The sequence below is a fragment of the Holtiella tumoricola genome (genome assembly GCF_027857615.1).
Taxonomy (GTDB): domain Bacteria; phylum Bacillota; class Clostridia; order Lachnospirales; family Cellulosilyticaceae; genus Holtiella; species Holtiella tumoricola.
Genome location: NZ_JAQIFT010000068.1, coordinates 120,593 through 135,655, shown reverse-complemented (window position 1 = coordinate 135,655; position 15,063 = coordinate 120,593). Strand labels below are relative to the sequence as shown.

The window sequence follows — 15,063 nt, the reverse complement described above, 5'->3', positions numbered from 1 at the left end:
TAAATTTTGTTAAAAATTGATAACAGTTTAATAATAAATTATTGCTACACTATCCTTAACAGTTTTTCGGTAAGTGAGGGTGGCGTATGCAGAAGAAAATTTATATTGCAGATGATGAACCAAATATCGCAGAGCTTATGTGTTGCTTCCTTGAAAAGGAAGGTTTTGTGGTAGAATGCTTTGAAAGTGGGGAAAGCTTGCTAGAAGTCTTTCAGACTAATCCATGTGACCTAATCATCTTAGACATTATGTTACCGGGAATAGATGGATTAAGTCTTTGTGCACTTTTGCGTCAAACGAGTAGTGTACCTATTATTATGGTTTCAGCTAGGGCAAGTGAATTAGACCGTGTAACAGGGATTACAATAGGAAGTGATGACTATATTGTCAAACCCTTTTCACCGCTTGAGTTGGTAGCGCGTGTTAAAGCATTATTTCGAAGAAACGAGCTTATTCTTGAACAAGGACATCAAAAGAGTGAAGCACTATATTATCGTTCACTTGTTCTAAATACTAAGCTTCGTACAGCTACAATAGGTGATACACCTATTTTGTTGACACCTACAGAATTTGATTTCCTTGCTTTTCTTGTACGCAAACAAGATCAGGCTGTAAGTAAGGCAGAGCTGCTCAAAGAACTTTGGAAAGTTGATTTTGATACAGATACTAGGGCAGCAGATGACTTAGTAAAGCGATTACGCAAAAAGTTAAAAGAGGTAGGGAAAATATCTATTGAAACGGTATGGGGGTTTGGATACCGTATTGGATGGAATGATTAAATGAATGAAAGATAAGGTGCTTTTGCCAAGTTCTAGACTATAGAACCACGGTAAAGGCACCTTTTTTATGTATGATTTGCCACAGTATTGCCACAAAGTTGCCACCTAAATTGGCTAGGAAGAAAGAGATAAACAAGCTATCCTAGAGTAAGCACAAGTATTTGAAGGAGGTTTTGCACAATGCTAGAGGTGTTAGAGGTAACGAAGCAGTATGGAAGAAAAGTTGCAGTTGATCATATTAGTTTTACTGTGAATCAAGGAGAGGTTGTAGGTTTCTTAGGAACTAATGGTGCAGGAAAGTCAACAACAATGAATATGATTACGGGTTATTTATCTTGTACAGAAGGAAAGATTACTGTTAATGGACATGATATATTGCATGAACCAGAAAAAGTAAAAAAGCAAATAGGCTATTTGCCAGAAATTCCACCCCTTTATCAGGATTTAACGGTATGGGAAAGTCTTAATTTTACATATGACTTAAAAAAAGTTAAAGTGAATAAAAAAGCCCATTTAGAAGAGATTTGTGAACTTGTGCAAATCAAAGAAGTAAAGAATAAATTAATCCAAAATTTATCTAAAGGCTATAAGCAACGTGTAGGGCTAGCAAATGCTTTAATAGGTAATCCACCGATTCTTATTTTGGATGAGCCTACAGTAGGACTGGACCCTAAACAAATTATAGAGATTAGAAAGCTAATTAGTGATTTAGCTAAGACAAGAACGGTTATTCTATCTTCACATATTTTGCAAGAAATTGAAGCAGTATGTGATCGGATTATCATTATCAATCAAGGTAAAATTGTGGCAGATGATACACCAGGTCATCTGGTACAAATGAGACAAAATGAAAGACGCTTAACGCTACAGGCTTTAGGAGAGGCAGAAAAAATAAAAGATGTACTTGCTTCTATGGAAGGTGTAGATCACGTAAGCTATGCAAAGACTGAGGATGAAGATATTTATGAATACTATATACAAACTGAAGAGGATGCGGTAAGGAGGAAGGTAAGTGGCATTTTAGCAGAAGCACATATTCCACTTTTAGAACTTCATCACAATAAACCTACATTAGAAGATGTCTTTATGTATTATACAACACCAACCTACGAAAAGCTGGAGGAAATAGACTTTGAAATAATAGAAGATGATGAAGAATATGTAGGAGGTCGTGAAGATGCTAGCAATTTATAAGAGGGATATACGTTCATATTTTGTCACACCGATAGGGTATGTTTTCTTAGCCATATTTTATGCCATTGCAAGTTATTACTTCTTTGGTTATCAATTATATAGTGGAAGTGCAGATTTTAGTTATTTGTTTAATGTACTTTTTTCAATTGTTATTTTTATATCTCCACTTCTTACGATGAAAATGTTTAGCGAGGAGAAAAGGCATAGGACAGACCAGGCTTTAATTACAGCACCTGTAAGTTTAATAGGTATAGTACTTGGAAAGTATTTTGCGACTTTAACAGTCTTTATACTTGCATTAACCATTAACTTTGTTTATTTAGGAATTGTTATGATGAATGGTGCAGTAGAGCTAGGAGTGTTTTTAGGACACTGCCTTGGACTCTTTCTAGTAGGTGCGAGCTTATGCGCAGCTGGTATGTTTGTGTCTGTTTTAACAGAAAGTCAAGTTATTGCAGCAATTGGGACCATTGGTGTTGGGATATTTTTCTTACTGATTGATTCAGTTGGAAATATGTTAGGTGGAAACCTACTTACAGAAGTTTGTAACTATTTATCTTTTTATATGCACTATCAAGATTTTGCAACAGGTCTGTTAAATATTGCAGATGTTATTTTCTTCTTATCTATTATAATCTTCTTTAACTTTTTAACCATTAGAGTATTAGAAAAAAGACGTTGGAGCTAGGGGGAAAGATGATGAAATTAACAGCACAAAAAAAGACAGGTCTTGTAAGTACAGCGATTACTATAGTTGTAATCCTATGTTTAGTTGTAACGAATATCGTTGCCTATGTGTTAACAGAAAAATATCCAATAACAATTGATCTGACTTCGAATAAAGCCTTTCAACTTAGTCAAGAATCTATTGATTATATCTCTAAATTAGAAAATGAAATAGAAATTACAGTGATGAATAGCCGAAATAGCTTTGCTAGTGGTGGAGAGTATTTTGAACAAGCAATGTCGGTTATTGAGCAGTACGAAAAGTATAATAGTAACATTACCTTGAAATTTGTAGACTTAGTAACAAATCCTACATGGGCTTCTCAATATGGAAACCTGGATGTAGATGTAAATGATATTGTTGTCTCAAGTGGAGAAAATACAGAAAAGCTTACAGTTTATGATATATTTAACGTTCAGCAATCTTGGTATGGTGCGAGTATTACCTCTTCTAATGCAGAAAATGCTATGACTGGAGCTATTATGAATGTAGTAACAGAGGATAAGCCAGTGGTTACTTTCTTAACAGGGCATGAAGAAAGTGAAGATAGTAACTTTGAAAGTATTCTTGAAAAGAACGGCTTTGAAGTGAAACAAATCATGCTACAAACAGAAGATGTACCAGAAGATACAGATATAATTGTATCTGTAGCACCGTTAAGGGATTATACGGAAGAAGATATAGTTAAACTAAATCAATTCATGAGACAAGATACAGAATCTACACCTGTTATCATGTATTTTGCATCTTCAGAACAATCAGATTTACCGGTTCTTGAAGAATGGCTTGCCACATGGGGAATTGGTGTTGGAAATGGATTAGTTGCAGAAACAAATTCAAATAAACTCATCAGTAATAATGCATTCTATGGCGTAGCAGATATTAAAGATTTAAGTTACACCGAGCATATGGCGCGTACAGATTTACCAATTGCTTTCCCATTCTCACGTCCGGTTGAGTTACTTTTTAGTACAAATATGGGCTATACAACAAGTGAAGTACTTAGCTATTCTGAGACATCAGGGTTGGTAGATGAAAATGTACAAAAAATAGAAGACATCGTATTAAGTGGGCCTATTACAGTAGCAGCACAGTCTGTTTATACTAAAGATGATATCCAGGCTAAATTAATTGTTTTTGGGTCAGATATGTTGACTTATGCTGATTTCTTAAATAGTAGTTCACTAATGAATATGGAATACATGCTTTCTTGCTTTAACACCTTAGCACAGAGAGAGAATGTCTTTAATATTGCACCAAAAGTATTAGGTGGTGGGTCATTTACATTGAATCAAGGAAGTCTATTAATGTATACCGTATTACTTGTTATTGTTATACCAGTTGTAGTACTTGCTGTAGGGCTTACTGTATGGGTGAGAAGAAAAAGGAGGCAGTAAGATGAGTAAGCAAATAAAAGGTTTAGTGATTGCACTTGTAGCACTTATGGCATTAGTTATAGGTGGCGTTGTGGTATGGAATATAGAGCCTACTGAAGAAGTAGCAGCTGAAACAACAAGTGAGAGTGTGTGGGAAGTAGCAGAAGAAGAGATAAAAAGTATAAAGTTAACAAGTTTAGGTGAGGAGATTGAATTCTTACGTAGTGGTGAAGTACTTCAAGTAAAAGGACTAGAAGATGCACCACGACTTGAAAGTATATATAGTCAATTTACAAGTCAGTGTATGAACATAGATGCGAAGCAAAAGTTAGAATTAGATGAAGGAGCAGGACTTGAACAATATGGATTATCTAATCCATGGTTACAACTTCAAATGATTACAAATGATGATACAATCTATGAGATAAAGATTGGTAATGAAGCGCCTTCTAGTATAGGATACTACGCACTTTTTAATAATCAGGTTTATATTGTGGAAAGGGCAGTAGCTAACAATCTAGAACATACACGCTATGATTTTGTAGATAAACAAATTGTACCCGGGCAGGATTCAGGTGAGCAGTTTGAAACACTTACATTACAAAATGAAGAGCAGGAGCAGATAGAACTTTTATATAGACCAGAAGAAAAGAAAGATGAAGAAATCACGGTTTTAGCGGCTTATGATATGCAAACACCTCTTAAAGCAAGCTTAGACACATATAATGTGACAAGCTGGGCAGATAGCTTGTGGGGGCTTACAGCAAGTGAGATTGCTGTTGTAGATGCCACAGAGGAGGAACAAGCCGGTTATGGATTTGAAAGACCGATTTCTACTCTTTCTTACACAACAACACAAGGAAAGTCAGATACCCTTACAGTAGCAAGACAAGGTGATGATTTCTATATGATGAATGGTCAGACGAGTATTATTTATAAAGTGATGAAGACTTCTTTGAATTGGTTAGAGATTACTCCAGAGACATTAATGCAAAGTATATTCTTGGATACAAAAGTAGAAGATGTTAAAAAGCTTCAAATAGAAGCAGAAGATGAAAAATTTGTGATTGAACTTGGTGAACAGTTAGAGCAAGAAAACTTTGATCGCATTGTAGGAAGTGTATTAGAAATGAGCCCTACATCCGTTGGAGTGGTAGAGACATTTGCATTCCCAAAAGTTGCTACAATCACAATAGATTATATAGATGGAACACAAAGCCAATTAGAACTTATTCCAACAGGAGATGGTGAACTTTATATGGTATTAGATGGGAAATGTAGTTATACAACCAGTGAATGGAGTCTGACTGGGCTTATAAGTTCTTGTCGTGCACTTAATGAAAGTGGAGAGTCTTAAAAGTAGAAAGATGAAAGGCATTGCTTAAGAAGCAATGTCTTTTTTGTATAAGAGTGTAAATAAAAAAGGAAACCGTTATTGATACGGTTTCCTTTTTTGGAATCGGAATGACCAGACTTGAACTGGCGACCTCCCGCCCCCCAGACGGGCGCCCTACCACCTGGGCCACATTCCGAAATAGTGGTGCGGGGGTTGGCATTTTTATATGAGAGTAGATACTGGGTAGGCATCTTTCCCTTTGAAATGTATATTAACATATTTGGCAGAATAATTCAATAATGAAGTTTGAAATTATGATTTAATTTAAAAAATAGCAATAAATTAAACAAGAAAAATATAAAAATATTGTGAAATGTGATATTAAAACTGTTATAAAATATTAATACAATCTCTATTATATATTCATATGTAAAGAGTAAAATTAAGGAGGCACATAGTATACCAAAGGAGGCAATTTATGGCGCACTATATTAAATTTAACCAAGTAAATAAATCTTTCAAATCAGAACAAGTTTTAAATGACGTAAGTTTTGAACTAGAAAAAGGAAAAATCTATGGATTTGTGGGACGTAATGGTTCCGGAAAGACAGTTATATTTAAACTTATATCAGGACTTATGCGTCCTACATCAGGTGAAATCTTCTTAGAAAATCAAAACATGACACATGCGAAGCAATTTCCAAAGTCAATTGGTGTACTGATTGAAACACCAGGTTTTATTCCTCATTATTCAGGTATGAAAAATTTAAAGATTTTAAATGGACTTTCTAGCTCACCGGCATCTATCGAAACTTTAGAAAAAAGCATGGAACTTGTAGGGCTTGATCCAAAAAACAAAAAGCCAGTACGCACTTATTCTTTAGGAATGCGACAAAAGCTAGGGATAGCTCAAGCCATTATGAATAGTCCAGAGCTCCTTATATTGGACGAGCCTATGAATGGCTTAGATGAAGAGAGTGTAAAGAAAATGCGAGTATTTTTTACTAATTTGAAGAAAGAAAAGAATGTAACAATTCTTTTAGCAAGCCACAATAAAGAAGATATTCAAGTTCTATGTGATGATTTATTTGAAATCTCTAAAGGAACTGTTAAACGTAGCAAACAATCTCAAGAAGAGGTGGTTGTATGAGATGGATGCTAACAGATTTTAAGAGAGGATTAGCTGAGCGGAGTTTTTTGTTTGCACTAGTATTAGGCTGTTTAGGAATGTTAGGAAGCTTAGTGGTATATATTTTACAAAATGAGACCTACACAGCTACAGAAGCATTTAAAGCAAGTCATTCACTAATCGTACCTTTTATTGCACCACTTTTAGCAGCATTACCCTATTCTAATATGACCATGTTAGAAGAGGATTGTGGTTACAAGAAACTTCTTATGCTACGTAATCAGGGAAGAGATTATACCTTGAAAAGATGGTGGGTAAACAATCTAATATCAGGGATTACTTTACTTATTCCAAGTTTATTGCTAATGGTAGCTTGTAGAAGTTTTTCAAGTTATGACTCATATAAAATGATTGGCGAGGTTGTAGTATTAAACTTTGTTTTTGGGGTAGTTTATGGATCACTTGCTTATAGTTTAACTTTTGTGAATCAAAAACGTTATATTCCACTGATTACACCTCAAGTATTATATTTACTCTTTATTTATGCGTTCCCTTATTTAAATTTAGAAAAGTATTTCCCACCACTTGCTTTCTCTCCATGGATTATGCCAAGTGTTGTAGAGGGACAGTTACTTATGATGCAATTAGGGATTACTTTTGCAGTATCATGTATGGTGATTTTAGCTGGAAGCTTATATAGAAAGGGTGTGGCAAAATGGTTACAGTGAAAATGTTGCGCTATAATATCTCAGAAAGTTTCAACGTAGTCAGATGGTGCCTCACTTTAGTGGCTTTTAGCTTTGTAGCTGTTGTCAGCGTGGCAAAGTATATTCAGTTATCTGATATGACGGCCATTACTTTTTCATCATTAGAGACAACTTATCTTATTCTTAATGATACGATGAGTGTGGTGTATATCTACTTACCTTTGTATTTGTTTTTAATGTGTGGCTTGATGTTTGACGATAACTTTGGGGCGTTAGAAGTGATTAAGTGTAAAAGTCGTGGAAAATGGTATTTGTGTAAATGGTTAACCTTGCTCTTCTATACGATTGTCTTTTTCATCTGTTTATTTGGAATGAACTTTTTAATATGTAATCAAGTATTCCCATATAGTACAAGCTGGAGTTCAGATTTCCTACATGTTCAAGTAATGCTTGGACAAAGTGCAAAGAACTTTTTCTATGGGCCTATTGAAACAATAGGGATGTCATTGATATCAGTATTCTTTTTATATGTAGTTGCAGGAATGATGAGTATGTTCTTCTCCATGATTACCAATAAGGAAGCGTATGCATTCTTTATTTCTCTTGTTTTAGGCATTTTAATTAGTGTAGCCTTTGTATATGGTATGAAACTTACAAGTCAGTTAAGCTTTGAAGCTTTTATGTGGCGTAATGGTATGCTGTTTGTAGGCGCATTCTTTATTGGTGTACTTGGCCTATGGCATACTTATCAAAAAGACTTTAAATTAGAGAGTAAAATTTAAGGAGGAGGACAAAATGAGAAATTTAATTAAATTAATTGTTATGTGTATCGTTGCAACCTGCTCCTTAAATACTGCAAGTGAAATCATTAATGATATGGTTATTGAAGTCAATAAGAGAGAAAAGACGATTGCAGATGCATTGATTGCACAACAAGTCAAAGAAATGTTTAAAGAAGCAGAAAAAGAAATTGCCAAAGCACAAGAAGAAGCTCAAGAAGAGATTAAAGTAGAGGAAGTGAAGATTAAACCACCTCTTCCACCTAAAGAAGAAAAACCTAAAAAAAAGGAACCTGTAAAAGAAGTAGTACAAGAAGAGATTAAAGCTGAAACAGAAGAGCCGATAGTAGCTGAAGAGGAGGTAGAAGATGCTGCAACCAATAGTCAAGTTGATATGGCTACATTAGCGACGCTAACAGTAGAAGATATGAACATAATTGGTGAGTACTTAGTGGAGCATTATTTCCTTTTTGGGTATGAGTATTACCAAAATGAAACAGATCCTACGCGTTATGAACGCAAAAAGTTAGCAAGTGATATGGAAGATCAAATTATTGCAAGTATACAAGATGGTTTTGGGTTGCTCAAAGATTTGAAAAGCCTTAATAGACAGACCTTTGTTACCATGCGTGAAAAGGCAACAGAACTGGCTAAAAACTTTAGTGAAAACTTTAAAAATGTAGGCGAAAAGGGAGAAGAATTTACGGCAATTTATGAAAGCGGGAATGCCTTCTTCACTACCTATATTGATACCTTACAAAAAGGTGAAGATACATATGCTATGGTTGAAGAAACTACAAATAAAGCGCTTATACTGCCTATTTTGTTAAAGCAAATGAATGAAAGCCTGTTACCTGGTTTTAAAGAAGTTTTAAATCAAGGCTTTACCTTAAAAGAAAAGACGAATAAAATCTATATTGAAGGTATTGATGCAAGTTTCCTTATTACACCAGAAGAAGTTATGAAGGTGATAGAGAATCCCTATAGCATCTTACCTCCAAAGCCAGAATTAGAACAAAATAGTGGGACTATTATACCAGATACACCACCAACAAAGGATGAAGGCACTGGACAAGAAGGAGCAGGTAATGAAACGACAGAACAAGTTCCAATTCCTGAAATAAGTACGCCTAGTACAAGTACATCTGAGACAAGTGGTCCAACATCAAGTGAAATAGTAGTACCACAAAATTAAGGAGAAAATTAATGAAAATAGATACCCATATTCATATTACTCCGCCTGAACTTATTCGTGATTGGAAAAAAATAGCTGAAAAAGAACCCTACTTCAAATTACTTTCAGAAACACCACATAATAAGTTTGCAACAGCAGAACAAGTAGTTGAACATTTGCAAAGTCATCAGTTTGATAAAGGTGTAGTGTTTGGGTTCTCATTTCAAGATATGGGCCTTTGCAGGTATGTGAATGATTATACAATGGAAATGGTCAAAAAGTATCCAGAAGAATTAATAGGGTTTATGACGTTTAGAGCAGGGCATAAGGATATGAATCAGGAAATTGAGCGTTGTTACAAAGGTGGTCTTAGAGGAATTGGTGAACTATTTCCACAAGGCCAACATATGGATCTTGAAAATCTCCATAAGACAGAGCTTAAGGAAGCTGCTATAGCGTATCAGCTCCCTATTTTGTTACATGCTAATGAACTTGTAGGACATGATTATGCAGGCAAAACAAGTATAGCACTTAAGAGTATTGAGAACTTTATTAGACATCATCAAGAAATTCCTATTATTCTTGCGCATTTTGGAGGTGGTTTAATCTTTTATGAACTCATGAAAGAACTTAAAGAAGCCTTTAAAAATGTGTATTATGATACAGCAGCAGGTGTATTTTTATATGATAGAGCTATCTATAAAGTCATAAGAGAAATAGGAGTATTAGAAAAAGTCTTTTTTGGAACAGATTATCCACTTTTGCCAATCTCACGATATGAGCCTAGTCTTGCTGATTTGACAAAAGAAGAGAAAGAACAGGTGATGGGACAAAATGCACAAAAATTATTTGAAAAATGTGGCATATTAAAATGGAAAAAATAGGAAAAACTCTTGTGGAATATTATACATGCGTTTAATATGTAATATATGTGTAATATTTTTTTTAGGGGGCGTCCAAATATGCTTAAAGAAGTACTTGGATTTTGGCAAAAGCAGTTTATTGAATGGAAGACAGAATTTTTTAGTGAGCCAACACCGCAAAATAATCCTTTTGCATTTGAACACGAAGAAGTTTTACAGGTTGCAAGTAGCTATTTAATGAGTTACATGGAAGAGGAGATAGATAAAGTCTTATATGAAAGACAGGCATTGATTTTTACTAATAATAGTAAAATGCCATTTAAGCGTGAAGATGAAGAAAAAGTCATTCATTTAAAAGCGTTACTTCATTTTATAGAAACCCACCTAGAGATGACTTTAGATGAATATGAAGTAGCCTATTTGACTTATATTTTTTATAATGATGTAGAAGAAGCAATTATGCATTCTATTTTATACCACACCCTGTTTAATACAATTCCTTATACCGAATGGAATATGTATATTGTTTTTGAAAAGTTAGGAACATTGTTGCAAGCAGGACAAGAAATTTTTATATCAGATTTACAAGAACTTTATGCTGCCTATAGTTGTAAAAAAATATGGCAGTATCATATGGGCTAAGGAATTTTTTGTAGTAAAAGCTAATATTTCATGCTATGATAAGTAGGACAAACCTATTTAAGAGCGGAGGCAACATAGATGAGTTACAAAAAAGAATTTATTGAATTTATGGTACGTTCTGGAGTACTTACTTTTGGAGATTTTACAACAAAAAGTGGACGTAAAACACCTTACTTTGTAAACACAGGAAACTATAAAACAGGTTACCAAGCTGCAAAACTTGGTGAGTTTTATGCAAAATGTATCCAAGAAAATATTAAAGAAGATGTGAATGCACTTTTTGGACCAGCTTATAAAGGTATTCCATTATCTGTAGCAACAGCAATTGCCCTTAATAACGAACATAATAAAGACGTAAACTACTGCTTCAACCGTAAAGAAGCAAAAGACCATGGTGAAGGTGGTACAATGGTAGGGTACAAACTTCAAGATGGTGACAAAGTACTTATTATTGAAGATGTTATTACAGCAGGGACAGCTATTCGTGAATGTTTCCCAATCTTAAAAGCAGCGGCAAATGTAGAACTTGCAGGATTAATCATCTCTGTTGACCGTATGGAAAGAGGACAATCTAATCGTACAGCAATTCAAGAGATTGAAGAAGAATTTGGTATTAAAACATACCCAATTGTAACAGTAAGAGAAATCATTGAAACACTTCACAACGTAGAAATTGATGGAAAAGTTGTAATCGATGATGAGATGCGTGCACGTATGGAAGCATACCTTGCTGAATACTGCGTAAAATAATTAATGATTTGAAAGACTTTTATAGAAGCTAAGCTTTTATAAAAGTCTTTTTTTGTTCTATAGAAATACTATAGTAAGGAAGAAACAGCAACTAAAATAAATATTTGGTTAAGTGTGAGGGCATGTAAGCAAGCTTATTGTATTCCAACTTCTAGTCCTCGCCTTTTAAGAGAGGCTAAGTTCATTCCATTAAACTAACGGTCAAAACTCAGAAAAGAAGTGCACTTTTCTTCAGACATTTCCCTAAAACCAGTTTGATTCCATTCTCTAAGCCTCTCTAAAAAGTCTGCGGAGAAAGTTTCCATACAATAACTCACCTTACAGCCCATCACATTATAGACCCTTCCGGTAGAGAGACAGCTAAACTACATAATCCATTTTCTAAACATCCTTCATGTGAAAGTGCCTAATCATTTCCGAGTTTAGATCAAAAGTACTATTAATTCTACAAAGTGTATCTTACTTAACTCAGTAACAAAAGATATTGAGACATGCAAGGCTTCACAGTAGCTTTGCTAACGCTCACCTTTTAGGATAGGTTGAGCTCAGGAACAAACTAGAAAGAAACCTTATCAAATACTTGGAAGTTTTCTTTCCAAAGAAGAGATGTTTTCTCTTCTTTCCTCTCCAGGGCGTGTCACTAGAAGTGAAAACTTACCTAACTGAGTAGAAGAGGGCGGTGATGCGTGGGTGACCTCCATGGAGCTTTTTTCGAGGATGGACTTAGAATATAAGCTACATGCAGTTTAGTAATCTCTCCGCCGGCGCAGTCCACAAAGTGAGGGAGGCATATTCGTAAACTTGATTCAGTGAGCTGGCTAGGTGCGTTCTCCGGAATCTGCCTACGTAGCTTTCAGATAAGAAATGTTCGAAATAAAAAAATAATGATTTTAGGTGTGCTGTTTGAGCGTAGCGAGTTCACACCGTTATTATTTTTGAATGAGTTACATTTCTCTGAAAGCGGAGTGTAGCAGGTGGAGGAGAATCCACCTAGCCAACTCACGTAAGTAGACTAAATATAAGCACCCCCTCACTTAAACAAATATTTATTTTACTAATTCGTGAGTATCTGTAAGTAACTTCCAAATATATAGCTGTATAGTTTATTTCATATTTGAAATATGATACGGTTATGTAAGTGGGAGGTGAATGAGAGTGGTCAAAGTGCACAATGCAAAAGGAGCATATGATTGTACAGGTATTATATGTGAAAACGATGTAAGACTGGTTTTCTATAGTTATGGAGTTGTGATGAATACAATTAATATTAAGGATTTTAAAGAAGCAAATAGAATGCAAGGTGAGTTTAGTCATTTTGTTACTGATACATTAAGACAATTTGCTGATGGAAAAGATATTTCTTTAGTATAAAATCAAGTATACATAGGGGGAAGACATTTACTTAAAAGTAGATGTCTTTTTTTATAAAAATGCATTGGTATACTACATATAAAAATATGTTTGTGCTTTATGTTATACTAAATTGAAGAGTGAATTGAACCTAAAAGCTTAAAAATTATACTTCAATAACGTGTAAAATAATGGTAAAAACATGGTTTTTAATAGAGTCTAAGTCCATATAAAAGTAGGTAGAAAAACGTTCTCTATGAAATAGTGTGAAAAGTAGCGTATTTTTAAGCTACTTTTTTAATTGGGTTCACACTTGTTATTTAAAATGAATTGTGATAACATGAAGTTTGCTAAGAAAAAGACAACGAATATGAAAACAAAATTAATAGATTGTAGAGGTATAGATTATAGAAACAAAATATTTTAGAGACCTAGATATATCAGACGAGATTAAAAGTGCAATTAGCGATATGAAATTTGAAGAGATGACACCTATTCAGGCGAAATCTATCGATCCAATTATGGCAGGTAAAGACGTTATCGCTCAAGCACCTACAGGAACGGGAAAAACATGTGCTTTTGGGATTCCAGTCATTGAAAATATTGATGCAAATTGTGATAAAGTACAAGCTTTAATCTTATGTCCAACAAGAGAGCTTGCAAACCAAATTGCAAATGAGTTCCGTTTACTTTGTAAATACAAACAAAATGTACGTACACTTGCTGTTTATGGTGGACAACCAATGGACAGACAAATTATGGCACTTAAGAAAAAACCACAAATCATCATCGGTACACCAGGTCGTGTGATGGACCACTTAAGAAGACGTACACTTAAATTAGATGACTTACGTATGCTTGCACTAGATGAAGCAGACGAAATGCTTAACATGGGCTTTAGGGAAGATATTGATACAATTCTTCAAAGCGCACCAGAAGAAAAGCAATTCATCCTTTTCTCAGCAACTTTACCAAAAGCAATTCAAGAGATTGCAGCTGAGTACCAAAAAGACGTAGAACGCATTAGCGTTGTTAAGAAAACAGTAACAGTAGACACCATTAAGCAATATTATATCGATGTAAATGAACGTTATAAAATTGAAATTCTTAGCCGTATGATGGAAGTTACTGCATTCAAACTTGGTGTGGTATTCTGTAACACAAAACGTGGCGTAGATGAAGTATGTGAAGCACTTCAACATAGAGGATTCTCAGCAGAAGCACTTCATGGAGATATGAAACAACTTCAAAGAGATAGCGTTATGGCTAAATTTAGAAAAGGTTTAGTAAACATCCTTGTTGCAACAGACGTAGCGGCTAGAGGGATTGACGTAGATGATATTGATGTTGTATTCAACTATGATATTCCAACAGATGAGGAATACTACGTACACCGTATCGGTCGTACAGGGCGTGCGATGAGACAAGGTCTTTCATACACACTTTGTACACCAAAAGATCGCTCAAAATTACGTTTTATCCAAAACTATACAAAATCAAAGATCGAGCAAGCTGAGATTCCAACAATCGAAGCAATTAAAGATCAACAAGCTACTAAACTTATTGATCAAATCAAAGATGAGATGGGTACAAAAATGCCACGTCGCTACAAAGAATGCTTAGATCGTTTAGTAGAAGAAGGATATGAGCAAGAGCAAATGATTGAAGCACTTTTCAAAATGGTTATGAAAAACCAAACAATGAGTGCAGATGATCGTATTAAATTAGAAGATATGCAACCTAGCCGTAATACCGGTCAAGTTGGTGATCATGTAAGATTATTTATCAACTTAGGTAAAAAAGATAAATTAAAAGATATCGACCTTATCAAAATGATTACAAGAGAAACTTCAACACCACGTAATGGTGTAAGAAGAGTAGACATTATGGAGAAATTCTCATTCTTCGAAGTACCAAATGGTTGTGAAGATGAAATCCTTGGTGTACTTACAAAACAAAAATACAAAGGTCGTAAGATCAATGTAGAAGTGGCACAAAGAAAAGGTGGCTCTTCAAGAAAAGGTAGATAAGTATATAGGGGGGCTGTTTAAGACAGCCTCTTTTTTATATCCAGTTATCCAGATATCTTTTAAAAAGTAAAAAAATTAAAATACCTCTTGCAAATAAGAGAAACATCATGTATAATAATAAATATATACAGTAAACATTTATAGATTTCACATGTAATTAGAGATTATATAGAAATTATATAATTTGTAATTACATGTGGATTTTTTAGTTTAATGCATATACAAAA

At 34.5% G+C, this 15,063-nt stretch carries 14 protein-coding genes and 1 tRNA gene; 14 read left to right on the top strand and 1 reads right to left on the bottom strand.

Going from position 1 to position 15,063, the window contains the following annotated elements; translation table 11 throughout:
- Window positions 1-86 precede the first annotated feature (86 nt).
- The 5 genes from PBV87_RS19940 to PBV87_RS19920 all read left to right on the top strand — a co-directional run bounded on the left by PBV87_RS19940 (window position 87) and on the right by PBV87_RS19920 (window position 5,433).
- Complete coding sequence (locus PBV87_RS19940; protein WP_053985397.1) at window positions 87-779, top strand: response regulator transcription factor; 693 nt, start codon at window positions 87-89, stop codon at window positions 777-779.
- 180 nt (window positions 780-959) lie between these two features.
- Window positions 960-1,973, top strand: coding sequence for an ABC transporter ATP-binding protein (locus PBV87_RS19935; protein WP_053985396.1), 1,014 nt, complete (start codon window positions 960-962; stop codon window positions 1,971-1,973).
- Window positions 1,957-2,661: an ABC transporter permease gene (locus PBV87_RS19930; RefSeq protein ID WP_271013477.1), complete on the top strand. Its 705-nt coding sequence runs from the start codon at window positions 1,957-1,959 to the stop codon at window positions 2,659-2,661. The genes PBV87_RS19935 and PBV87_RS19930 overlap by 17 nt, the downstream gene beginning before the upstream one ends.
- An 11-nt stretch (window positions 2,662-2,672) precedes the next feature.
- Window positions 2,673-4,097, top strand: coding sequence for a GldG family protein (locus PBV87_RS19925; RefSeq protein WP_271013476.1), 1,425 nt, complete (start codon window positions 2,673-2,675; stop codon window positions 4,095-4,097).
- Between the two features lies 1 nt (window position 4,098).
- Window positions 4,099-5,433 carry a DUF4340 domain-containing protein gene (locus PBV87_RS19920; protein ID WP_271013475.1) on the top strand — a complete coding sequence of 445 codons (1,335 nt, stop codon included), beginning with the start codon at window positions 4,099-4,101 and terminating at the stop codon, window positions 5,431-5,433.
- 102 nt (window positions 5,434-5,535) lie between these two features.
- On the opposite strand, the gene PBV87_RS19915 is transcribed toward PBV87_RS19920, so the two are convergent.
- Window positions 5,536-5,608, bottom strand: a tRNA-Pro gene (locus PBV87_RS19915).
- A 282-nt stretch (window positions 5,609-5,890) separates the two neighbouring features.
- On the opposite strand from PBV87_RS19915, the gene PBV87_RS19910 reads away from it, so the two are divergent.
- The 9 genes from PBV87_RS19910 (at window position 5,891) to PBV87_RS19870 (ending at window position 14,836) form a co-directional block, all read left to right on the top strand.
- Entirely contained in the window at window positions 5,891-6,562 is a 672-nt protein-coding gene (locus PBV87_RS19910) for an ATP-binding cassette domain-containing protein (RefSeq protein ID WP_053985392.1), read from the top strand.
- Window positions 6,559-7,269, top strand: coding sequence for a hypothetical protein (locus tag PBV87_RS19905; protein WP_271013474.1), 711 nt, complete (start codon window positions 6,559-6,561; stop codon window positions 7,267-7,269). The genes PBV87_RS19910 and PBV87_RS19905 overlap by 4 nt, the downstream gene beginning before the upstream one ends.
- Entirely contained in the window at window positions 7,257-8,030 is a 774-nt protein-coding gene (locus tag PBV87_RS19900; protein WP_271013473.1) for a hypothetical protein, read from the top strand. Before PBV87_RS19905 ends, PBV87_RS19900 begins: the two co-directional genes overlap by 13 nt.
- A gap of 13 nt (window positions 8,031-8,043) precedes the next feature.
- Complete coding sequence (locus tag PBV87_RS19895) at window positions 8,044-9,222, top strand: hypothetical protein (protein WP_271013472.1); 1,179 nt, start codon at window positions 8,044-8,046, stop codon at window positions 9,220-9,222.
- A gap of 11 nt (window positions 9,223-9,233) precedes the next feature.
- Window positions 9,234-10,085 (top strand): amidohydrolase family protein, encoded by an 852-nt coding sequence (locus tag PBV87_RS19890; protein ID WP_271013471.1) that lies wholly within the window; start codon window positions 9,234-9,236, stop codon window positions 10,083-10,085.
- Between the two features lie 78 nt (window positions 10,086-10,163).
- Complete coding sequence (locus tag PBV87_RS19885; protein ID WP_053985387.1) at window positions 10,164-10,706, top strand: hypothetical protein; 543 nt, start codon at window positions 10,164-10,166, stop codon at window positions 10,704-10,706.
- Between the two features lie 78 nt (window positions 10,707-10,784).
- On the top strand, window positions 10,785-11,456 hold the full coding sequence (pyrE, locus tag PBV87_RS19880) for an orotate phosphoribosyltransferase (protein WP_053985386.1): 672 nt from the start codon (window positions 10,785-10,787) through the stop codon (window positions 11,454-11,456).
- A 1,155-nt stretch (window positions 11,457-12,611) separates the two neighbouring features.
- Window positions 12,612-12,827, top strand: coding sequence for a hypothetical protein (locus PBV87_RS19875; RefSeq protein ID WP_053985385.1), 216 nt, complete (start codon window positions 12,612-12,614; stop codon window positions 12,825-12,827).
- Window positions 12,828-13,276: 449 nt separating this feature from the next.
- Window positions 13,277-14,836 carry a DEAD/DEAH box helicase gene (locus tag PBV87_RS19870; protein WP_242847687.1) on the top strand — a complete coding sequence of 520 codons (1,560 nt, stop codon included), beginning with the start codon at window positions 13,277-13,279 and terminating at the stop codon, window positions 14,834-14,836.
- Window positions 14,837-15,063 lie beyond the last annotated feature (227 nt).

Bases quoted from the DNA above. Each gene is read 5' to 3' on its own strand.
- PBV87_RS19940 (WP_053985397.1), top strand. From the start codon at position 87: ATGCAGAAGAAAATTTATATTGCAGATGATGAACCAAATATCGCAGAG.
- PBV87_RS19935 (WP_053985396.1), top strand. From the start codon at position 960: ATGCTAGAGGTGTTAGAGGTAACGAAGCAGTATGGAAGAAAAGTTGCA.
- PBV87_RS19930 (WP_271013477.1), top strand. From the start codon at position 1,957: ATGCTAGCAATTTATAAGAGGGATATACGTTCATATTTTGTCACACCG.
- PBV87_RS19925 (WP_271013476.1), top strand. From the start codon at position 2,673: ATGAAATTAACAGCACAAAAAAAGACAGGTCTTGTAAGTACAGCGATT.
- PBV87_RS19920 (WP_271013475.1), top strand. From the start codon at position 4,099: ATGAGTAAGCAAATAAAAGGTTTAGTGATTGCACTTGTAGCACTTATG.
- PBV87_RS19910 (WP_053985392.1), top strand. From the start codon at position 5,891: ATGGCGCACTATATTAAATTTAACCAAGTAAATAAATCTTTCAAATCA.
- PBV87_RS19905 (WP_271013474.1), top strand. From the start codon at position 6,559: ATGAGATGGATGCTAACAGATTTTAAGAGAGGATTAGCTGAGCGGAGT.
- PBV87_RS19900 (WP_271013473.1), top strand. From the start codon at position 7,257: ATGGTTACAGTGAAAATGTTGCGCTATAATATCTCAGAAAGTTTCAAC.
- PBV87_RS19895 (WP_271013472.1), top strand. From the start codon at position 8,044: ATGAGAAATTTAATTAAATTAATTGTTATGTGTATCGTTGCAACCTGC.
- PBV87_RS19890 (WP_271013471.1), top strand. From the start codon at position 9,234: ATGAAAATAGATACCCATATTCATATTACTCCGCCTGAACTTATTCGT.
- PBV87_RS19885 (WP_053985387.1), top strand. From the start codon at position 10,164: ATGCTTAAAGAAGTACTTGGATTTTGGCAAAAGCAGTTTATTGAATGG.
- pyrE (WP_053985386.1), top strand. From the start codon at position 10,785: ATGAGTTACAAAAAAGAATTTATTGAATTTATGGTACGTTCTGGAGTA.
- PBV87_RS19870 (WP_242847687.1), top strand. From the start codon at position 13,277: ATGAAATTTGAAGAGATGACACCTATTCAGGCGAAATCTATCGATCCA.